Genomic DNA, 8,759 nt, shown 5'->3' with positions numbered 1-8,759 from the left:
GAGTCTCCCGGGCCCGCTGTCCGTCTCTGCGCGGGGTCGCGCCGTAATGACGGCGAAACCTGAGCCGCTAGTCGAGGTAATCCCGCAGCATCTGCGCGCGTGTCGGGTGGCGGAGCTTGGCCAGCGTCTTCGACTCGATCTGCCTGATCCGCTCCCTGGTGACGCCGAACTCCCTGCCCACCTCCTCCAGCGTGCGCGGATGCCCGTCGGCCAGGCCGAAGCGGAGCTGGATGATGCGCTGCTCGCGGTCCGACAGCGTCGCCAGGATGTCGTCGAGCTGGTCCTGCAGCATGATGAAGGCCGCCGCCTCCATGGGCACGACCGCGTCGGCGTCCTCGATGAAGTCGCCGAGGTCGGAGTCCTCCTCGCCGATCGGCGACTGGAGCGACACCGGCTCCTGCGCGATCCGCTGGATCTCCACCACGCGATCCACCGGCAGGTCCATCTCCTTGGCGATCTCCTCGGGAATCGGCTCCCGGCCGAGATCCTGATGGAGTTGCCGTTGCACGCGGACGAGTTTGTTGATCGTCTCCACCATGTGCACCGGAATGCGAATGGTGCGCGCCTGGTCGGCTATCGCCCTGGTGATCGCCTGACGGATCCACCACGTGGCGTAGGTGGAGAACTTGTAGCCCTTCGTGTAGTCGAACTTCTCGACCGCGCGAATGAGCCCGAGATTGCCTTCCTGGATGAGGTCGAGGAACAGCATCCCGCGGCCCACGTACCGCTTGGCGATCGACACCACGAGCCTGAGGTTGGCCTCGATGAGCCGCTGTTTCGCGCGCGTCCCCTGCCAGACGAGCTCCCTGAACTCGGGGAATGCCAGACGCGAGACACCGCTTGCCAGTTTGTCCTCAGCGAACAAGCCGGCTTCGATCGACTTGGCGAGCTCCACCTCCTCCTCGGCTGTCAGCAACGGCACCCGGCCGATCTCCCGCAGGTAGATACGGACAAGATCGCTGGTCGGCGCCCGCTTGCCTACGTCTTCCTCGTCGGCGCGGGTGGTCTCTTCCTCGCCCTGGGGCTCAAGGACCTCCACACCGTTCTCGGCGAGCATCCGCACGACGCGTTCCAGCGCGTCGGACGGCAACTCTGAGCGGTCAAGCGCGGCTGCGACGTCATCGACGGTTACGCTTCCGCGCTCCCTTCCCTTCGCGACGAGGTCCGCCACCTGATCTACCGATGGCGGCCCACTTGGCAGCACCGATGCACCCACGGGACACAGTCTGCAGTATTGGTTCCATAAAATGGCAGACCCATTTTTGTCACCGAAGGTAAGGCGACCGCCCTTACCAAATTGAGATCCCTTTAAGGTTTAGCCCGAGTTTGATCAGGAAAGTAAAGTCAATTACGCGGTCGAGTAAGGCGCGTCCCGGACCAGGTCGTGGCGGTGCGCACGGCGCAGCCTGCCCGGACGCCTCTTTCGCGGGCGGGCGCTGAAGGATTCCGCCAGTGCCGCACTCCGTCTGACGGGAAGTTGTCGAATCGCGGCGGGCAACTCTCGCGCGAGCCGTTACACCGCCCATTCGCGTTCACCCTCCGAAGCGATACGGTCCCCTGCCCATCGCGCCCGCCGCCCTCGCCTACGCCGCCACACAAGAGCGGCACACGAGGGCGGCACACGAGGGCGGCACACGAGGCGCCGCAGGAGGGCGCCGCAGGGAGTCAGCTTCCGGCGGCGCGGTCGCGGAGCACCCGGCGCTGCTGCTCCAGCCCGACCAGCTCGCCGAACAGCCGGTTGTACTCCTGCTGCTCGTCCACCGGGTTGAGCCGCTGGATGCGGGACTTGACCTGCGCGATGGCCCGGTCGACCGCGATGGCCTCGATCGCCGCCAGCATGGCCGCCCCGTAGCGCTCCTCGACGTGCGAGTCGGCCTGGATGGCCTCGACCGCGAACCGGGTCACCAGGCTGCGGGCCGCGTCGTCGTGGGCTTGCTCCAGCAGCCGGTCGACCCACTCCCGGCCGCCGTGCCCCGCCGCCGCGGTGCCGCCGGCCGCGGTGATCACCTGGTGCAGCGTCACGTGGTCGGGGGCGGTGAACGCCTGCGGGTCGAGCGCGTCGAAGCGGGGCCCGAGCAGCGCGGGCCGCTGCACGGCCAGCTTGAGCAGCTCGCCCTCCACCCGTACGTGCGGGTCGAGGGGCGCGGCCTTGGGCGCGCGCCGCGGCCGGCCCTGCTGCGCCGCGCCCGTCTCGGCGATGCGCTGCATGACGAACCGCTCGTCCATGAACCCGAGCCACCGGTCGAGGTCGATCGCGTAGCGCTTGCGCAGCCCGACGTCCTTGATCCCGGCCACGATCGGCGCCGCCGCGTCGAGCGCCGCGATCTTGCCCTCGTTGCTGCGCAGGTCGTAGCGGCTGATCGTGCTGCGGATCGCGAACTGGAACAGCGGCTCGCGGCTGGCGATCAGGTCGCGCACCGCCGCGTCGCCCTGCTTGACGCGCAGGTCGCACGGGTCGAGCCCGTCGGGCTGCACGGCTACGTACGTCTGCGTGACGAACTTCTGCTCGTCGGCGAACGCCCGCAGCGCCGCCTTCTGCCCGGCCGCGTCACCGTCGAAGGTGAAGATCACCTCGCCGCGGAACTCGGCCTGGTCGAGCAGGAAGCGCCGCAGGATCTTGATGTGCTCCTCGCCGAACGACGTGCCGCACGTCGCCACCGCCGTCGGCACCCCGGCCAGATGGCACGACATGACGTCGGTGTAGCCCTCGACGATCACCGCCTGCGAGCGCTTGGAGATCTCCCGCTTGGCCAGGTCGATGCCGTAGAGCACCTGGCTCTTCTTGTACAGCGGCGAGTCGGGGGTGTTGAGGTATTTGGGGCCGTCGTCGGAGTCGAGCAGCTTGCGCGCCCCGAACCCGATCACGTCGCCCGTCGCGTCGCGGATCGGCCAGATCAGCCGCCCGCGGAAGCGGTCCATCGGCCCGCGCCGCCCCTCCTTGGCCAGGCCGCCCTTGACGATCTCCTCGGCGGTGAACCCGCGTCCCATGAGATGCCGCGCCAGCGCCTCCCACTCGTTCGGCGCGTAGCCCACCCCGAACGTCTCGGCGTCCGCCCGCTCGAACCCCCGCTCCGACAGGAAGCGCCGCCCCGGGGCCGCGTCGGGGGTGAGCAGCTTCTCGGCGTAGAACTCGGCGGCGGCCCGGTGCGCCTCGATCAGCCGCGCCCGCTCGCCGTGGTCGCGCCTCGGCACGTAGCCGCCCTGCTCGTACTGGAGCTGGATCCCGGCCCGCTGCGCCAGCCGCTCGACGGCCTCGCCGAACGACAGATGCTCGATCTTCTCGACGAACGTGATCACGTCGCCGCCCTCGGAGCAGCCGAAGCAGAAGTACATGCCGCGCTCGGGGGTGACGTTGAAGGAAGGGCTCTTCTCATCGTGGAACGGGCACAACCCCTTGAGGTTGCCGCCCCCCGCGTTGCGCAATTGGATGTGCTCGCCGATCACCTCGGCGATGGGAGATCGCTCGCGTACGAGCGCGATGTCAACGTCACGGATCCGGCCAGCCACGCCGCCGAGTCTATTCCCGCCCTACGACAACCGGACCGCCACTACGCTCCCTCGCGCAGTTGACGACCTCACTCCGTGAGACGAGCTCGTCCGCCCTCTGCCGCCGCGGCGCTCCCTCGCTGGCAGTGATGTGTCGGTGACCTTGCGATATGGGGATGTCACTGTCGGGTCCCGATAGGACGAAAGTCGTCATCACAGCTTGCCGCGTCGGCTACAAAGGTAAAGGTTTGCGGTTAAGACGGCGACACGGATGGAGATCATGCGAGCGGGGCATCTCGGACGATGGGCGCTCTTGGCGTGTGCCGTACTGACGACGGCCGCGTGCGCGGAGGCCACCGGCGTGGCCGGGGTCAGCGCTGAGACGCCCAGCACACCTCCGGTGACGGGCAGCCCGTCGGTGACGGCGACCATACCGCAGCCGACGGCGACCATCGAGCAGCAGTCGTCGGAGACGGCGCCGTCGGGCGAGGACCCGACGAAGATCCCGCCGCCCAAGCTGTCCAAGTACACCTACGCCTTCCCGGTGCGCGACTGCAAGACGACCTACCAGCGCAAGCTGCTCGTCCTGCCGAAGACGACGATCTGGGCGGCCAAGGGGTGCGCGTTCGTGGCGCCCGTGGACGGCGTGATCGACGAGGTCAACCGGGTCAACAACTGGTCGCCGGCGACCGACGTGGGCGCCCACCGCGAGGGCCTGTTCGTCACGATCATCGGCGACGACGGCGTCCGCTACCTGGGCGGGCACCTCGACAGCATCGCCGACGACGTCAAGCCCGGCCTGAAGGTGAACGCCGGCAAGACGCTCGGCAAGGTCGGCAACTCGGGCAACGCCCGCGACACGGGCTCGAACCTGTACTTCGCGATCTCCTGGAAGACGGCCCCCACGTACTGGTGGGTGCGCAGGGGCATGGTCAAGCCCTGGGACTACCTCGACGCCTGGCGGAAGGGCAACAAGACGCTCTCGCCCAAGGAAGAGACGCTGAAGACGCGCGAGAAGCTGGGCGAGACGCCGCCGTGCACCGTCCAGTGCTCGTCGAGGCAGGTGGCGCCGAATCCGACGCCCACCACCACCAAGAAGAAGAAAAAGAAGAAGAGCAACCCGCAGCCGACGCAGACGCCGATCATCATCACCTCGTCGTAGACCCCCGCCTCAGATCGGCGGCCGGCTCCGCGTGAGCCGGCGGTCCTGGGCCGGAGGCGGTCGGACGCAGGCGGGGGCGGTCGGTGGCGTCAGCGGTCGGTGGCGAGCTCCTTCGGGTCGACGGTGACGCCCGAGCGGATGAGCTGCTGGATCTCGCTGACGACGTCCCACACGTTGACGTTCATGCCGGCCACCACCTTGCCCTCCCGCAGCCAGTACGCGACGAACTCCCGGTCCGGCACCGACCCCCGGTAGACGATCTCGTCGTAGCCCTGGATGTCGCCGGAGAACTCCATCCCGAGGTCGTACTGGTCGGTGTAGAAGTACGGGATCCGGTCGTAGGCGACGTCCTGGCCGAGCATGGCCCTGGCCGCGACGGGGCCGCTGTTGAGCGCGTTGGCCCAGTGCTCGACCCGTACGCGCCTGCCGTACAGGGGGTGGAAGGCCTCGGCGACGTCGCCGGCGGCGTACACGTCGGGGTGGGAGGTGCGCAGGGAGGCGTCGGTGAGGATGCCGGAGCCGACGTCGAGCCCGGCGTCGGCGGCAAGGCCGATCTCGGGGGCCGCGCCGATGCCGACGACGACGAGGTCGGCGGTGAGGCGTTCGCCCGAGCTGAGCCGTACGCCGGTCTCGGTGATCTCCGCCGCGCCGGTGCCCAGGCGCAGGTCCACGCCGTGGTGGCGGTGCAGGGCCGCGAAGACCTCGCCCAGCTCGGGCCCGAGGGGCTGGTAGAGGGGCGTGGGCTCGGGCTCGACGACCGTGACGTCGCAGCCGGCCTTGCGGGCCGCCGCGGCGGTCTCCAGGCCGATCCAGCCCGCGCCGACGACGATCACCCGCCCGCCCTCGGCGATGCGGGCCTTGAGCGCCTCGCTGTCCTCGACGTTGCGCAGGTAGAGGGCGGGGCCCGGCAGGCGCCGGGGTGTGGCGCCGGTGGCGATGAGGAGTTTGTGGTACGGCTGCCGCGAGCCGTCGGCGAGCCTGACCACGTGCCGGTCGAGGTCGAGGCCCGTGGCGCGCAGGCCGGTCCGCAGGTCGATGTTGTTGTCGGCGTACCAGGTGGCGCCGTGGACGAAGATCTTCTCCCGCTCCTTCTTGCCGAGCAGGTACTCCTTGGAGAGAGGCGGTCGTTCGTAGGGGCGTTCGGTCTCCGCGCCGATGAGGATGATCTCGTCGTCGGAGCCTTCCTCCCGCAACGTCTGCGCCGCCTTGGCCCCCGCGAGGCCGGCGCCGACGATCACATATGTGGCCATGGGCGAAGTATCCGCCCCCGGGGGGCATCGGGAAAGGAGGTCACCGGGAAAGGCGTCTGTGCCAGGCGATGGCGGACGTGTCCGTGAGCGAGGCGATCTGGTCGATCACCACCCGGACGCGGCCGGCGTCGTCGGCGGCGCCGAGGAACGAGGGCCGGAAGGCGGGCTCCAGCGTGGCCGGCGCGCCGAGCGTGATGAGGGAGGCCAGCTCGGTGATGAGGTCGCGCTGCCTGGCCTGGTTGGCGTTGTGGTCCTCGGTGGTCATGACGTAGTGGGCGGTGATGCCCTTGAGCAGCGCGCACTCCAGGAGGGTGGTGCGGGGCACGACGAGCTCGGAGCGGTGACGGGGGCCGTAGGCGTCCTTGGTGGCGGTCTGGGCGGACTGGCAGAAACGCCCGATGAGGCCGCTCGTCAGCGCCTTGAGCCCGGCCAGGTCGGCGAGGGTGGCCTCGAAGCGGCGCGGCCAGAGCGGGATGGTGATCAGCCTGTCGAAGACGGCTTCGAGCTCGTCGAGGCCGGCGTCGGGGGCGTACCACCTGCGGGCGATCTCGCAGACGGCGCGGCGCTCCCCGGCCGACCGCAGCGCCTCGGGCGTGACGTGGCCGGAGTGCAGCGCGTCCTCCAGGTCGTGGACGGAGTAGGCGACGTCGTCGGCCCAGTCCATGATCTGCGCCTCGAAGCTGACCAGGCCGTCCGGCGCGCTCTCCCTGATCCACTTGAAGACCGGCAGGTCGTCGTCGTACACGCCGAACTTCGGGGACCTGTCGCAGGTCCACGGATACTTGATGGAGGCGTCGAGCGCGGCCCTGGTGAGGTTCAGGCCGGCGCTGCGGCCGTCGCGGGTGAGCACCTTGGCCTCAAGGCGGGTGAGCAGGCGCAGGCTCTGCGCGTTGCCCTCGAAGCCGCCGCACGAGGTGGAGAGCTGGTTGAGCGCCACCTCCCCGTTGTGCCCGAACGGCGGGTGCCCCAGGTCGTGGGCCAGGCAGGCGGTCTCCACGAGGTCGGGGTCCACCCCGAGCGTGGCGCCCATCTCCCTGCCGACCTGGGCGCATTCGAGCGAGTGGGTGAGCCGGGTGCGCGGGATGTGCTGGCCGAGGCCGAGGGTCTCGCCGGGGCCGACGACCTGCGTCTTGGCGGCGAGCCTGCGCAACGCCGAACTGTGCAGGACGCGGGCGCGGTCGCGCTCGAAGGGGCCGCGCTCGGGGTTGCCCGGCGGCTCCGGCACCCATCGTGCCTGATCGTGGTCATCGTAGTAGGGCATAGGAGCTGTGATTTTATCCAGTTTCCCGTCTCCGCTAATGTCAAGCCGCGAGAACCCCCTTCCCCGGGAGCCCTCCCCCATGACCACAGCGTTCCGGGCCGTGCTGGCCTTCGTCCTGCTCGCCGGCTTCTACGTGCTGGTCGGCCTGATCGTGGCCGCGGCCGTCTTCTTCGACGTGCTGCTGCTGGTCGACTTCCACGCCAACACGCTCAAGGCGGCGGTGGTGCTGACCCTGGCGGCCGGCGCGCTCGTCCGGGCCCTCTACATGGTCAGCCGTCGCGGCGACGGCGAGCAGCCGGGCGTGGAGGTGACGCGCGAGTACGAGCCCACGCTCTGGGAGGTGGTCGAGGACCTGTCCCGGCGCGTGCGCACCGCGCCGCCGGACGAGATCCGCCTGGTGCCGGAGGTCAACGCGGCGGTGGCGGAGGAGACGAAGTTCCTCGGGATGAAGGCCACCAGGCGGCGCATGTACATCGGCCTGCCCCTGCTCCAGGCGCTGACGGTGGACGAGATGCGGGCGGTGCTCGGCCACGAGCTGGGCCACTACAGCGGCGCGCACACCCGCCTGGGCGCTCCGGTCTACCGGGGCCGGGTGTCGCTGGCCGCGACCGTCCAGGGGCTGTCCAACCATCCGTTCTTCCAGAAGCTGTTCAGGGGGTACGCCAAGCTCTACATGCTGGTCTCCCAGAAGGTGTCGCGGCAGCAGGAGCTGGAGGCCGACCGGTTCGCGGTGGCCATCGGCGGCCGGCAGGCGATGGCCGAGGCGCTGCGCAAGATCCACGGCACCGCGACCGCCTGGGACCTGTACGCCGCCAACTACCTGTCGATGACCGGCGCGGGCGGCAACCGGCCGGCGGCCGTGTTCGGCGGGTTCCACGCGCTGATGAGCGACTCGGCCCGGCAGGCGGAGATCGCCAGGATCGGCGAGGAGCCGCGCGAGACCTCCCCTTACGACTCGCACCCGAGCCTGGAGGAGCGGCTGGCCGCCCTGGAGCTGCTGCCGGAGCCGCAGCACGTGCCCGACCCGAGTCCGGCCCTCACGCTGCTGCACGAGCCGAACATGGCGGTGCAGGCGGTCGAGCACGCGATGTGGACGCCGGAGGCGCTGACCGGGCTGCGGCCCGTGTCGTGGGAGGAGCTGGTCTCCGACGGCATGTACGCGGTGCGCAACGCCGAGGCGCTCAACGACCTGGCGCTGGCCGGGCAGCGGGTGCTCGGCGCCGCCAGGCCCTACCTCGACGCGGCCTTCGAGGCCATCGCCCGCGGCCGGCGGCCCGAGCTGGAGGAGAAGCTGCGCGAGCTGGGCTGGAACCCGTCGGAGACGATGCTGTCCGGGGTGCTCGGGCAGGCGCTGGAGGCGGTGCTGATCCAGCTCGGGCAGGCCCGCTGGACGCTGTCGTGGTCGGGACCGGCGCGGCTGCTGTTCGACGACGGCGAGGAGGTGGCGCTGTCGGAGTACGCCGCCCAGGTCGCGGCCAGCCCGGCGGCCGTCCCCGGCCTGCGCAAGTGGCTGGGGGACATGGGCATGCGGCACGACTACGTGCCGGAGACGCTGCGGGAGCAGGTGCCGGCGTAGCGCCCCCGCCGCGTCGCGGCGGGG

6 protein-coding genes are annotated in these 8,759 nt (G+C 70.2%); 2 read left to right on the top strand and 4 right to left on the bottom strand.

The window, feature by feature from the left end; translation table 11 throughout:
* Nucleotides 1-67 precede the first annotated feature (67 nt).
* A complete protein-coding gene (gene rpoD / locus KME77_RS16525; protein WP_372451182.1) occupies nt 68-1,216 on the bottom strand; it encodes an RNA polymerase sigma factor RpoD in 1,149 nt (382 codons plus the stop codon).
* Between the two features lie 449 nt (nt 1,217-1,665).
* Nucleotides 1,666-3,507, bottom strand: a complete 1,842-nt coding sequence (dnaG, locus tag KME77_RS16520; protein WP_219468056.1) for a DNA primase — start codon at nt 3,505-3,507, stop codon at nt 1,666-1,668.
* Nucleotides 3,508-3,799: 292 nt separating this feature from the next.
* On the opposite strand from dnaG, the gene KME77_RS16515 reads away from it, so the two are divergent.
* On the top strand, nt 3,800-4,648 hold the full coding sequence (locus KME77_RS16515) for a M23 family metallopeptidase (protein WP_246609885.1): 849 nt from the start codon (nt 3,800-3,802) through the stop codon (nt 4,646-4,648).
* Between the two features lie 89 nt (nt 4,649-4,737).
* Here the strand turns inward: KME77_RS16515 and KME77_RS16510 are convergent, their stop codons facing one another.
* A complete protein-coding gene (locus KME77_RS16510; protein ID WP_246609883.1) occupies nt 4,738-5,898 on the bottom strand; it encodes an NAD(P)/FAD-dependent oxidoreductase in 1,161 nt (386 codons plus the stop codon).
* 40 nt (nt 5,899-5,938) lie between these two features.
* Nucleotides 5,939-7,159 carry a deoxyguanosinetriphosphate triphosphohydrolase gene (locus tag KME77_RS16505; protein WP_219468049.1) on the bottom strand — a complete coding sequence of 407 codons (1,221 nt, stop codon included), beginning with the start codon at nt 7,157-7,159 and terminating at the stop codon, nt 5,939-5,941.
* Between the two features lie 79 nt (nt 7,160-7,238).
* Here KME77_RS16505 and KME77_RS16500 point away from each other — a divergent pair, with 79 nt between their 5' ends.
* A complete protein-coding gene (locus tag KME77_RS16500) occupies nt 7,239-8,735 on the top strand; it encodes a M48 family metalloprotease (RefSeq protein ID WP_219468047.1) in 1,497 nt (498 codons plus the stop codon).
* Nucleotides 8,736-8,759 lie beyond the last annotated feature (24 nt).

It is taken from the genome of Nonomuraea rhizosphaerae (assembly GCF_019396405.1).
Taxonomy (GTDB): Bacteria; Actinomycetota; Actinomycetes; order Streptosporangiales; family Streptosporangiaceae; genus Nonomuraea; species Nonomuraea rhizosphaerae.
This window is presented reverse-complemented; position numbering and strand designations above follow the sequence as displayed.

Coding starts and splice junctions, on each gene's coding strand:
- KME77_RS16500 (WP_219468047.1), top strand. CDS start 7,239: ATGACCACAGCGTTCCGGGCCGTGCTGGCCTTCGTCCTGCTCGCCGGC.
- KME77_RS16505 (WP_219468049.1), bottom strand. CDS start 7,159: ATGCCCTACTACGATGACCACGATCAGGCACGATGGGTGCCGGAGCCG.
- KME77_RS16510 (WP_246609883.1), bottom strand. CDS start 5,898: ATGGCCACATATGTGATCGTCGGCGCCGGCCTCGCGGGGGCCAAGGCG.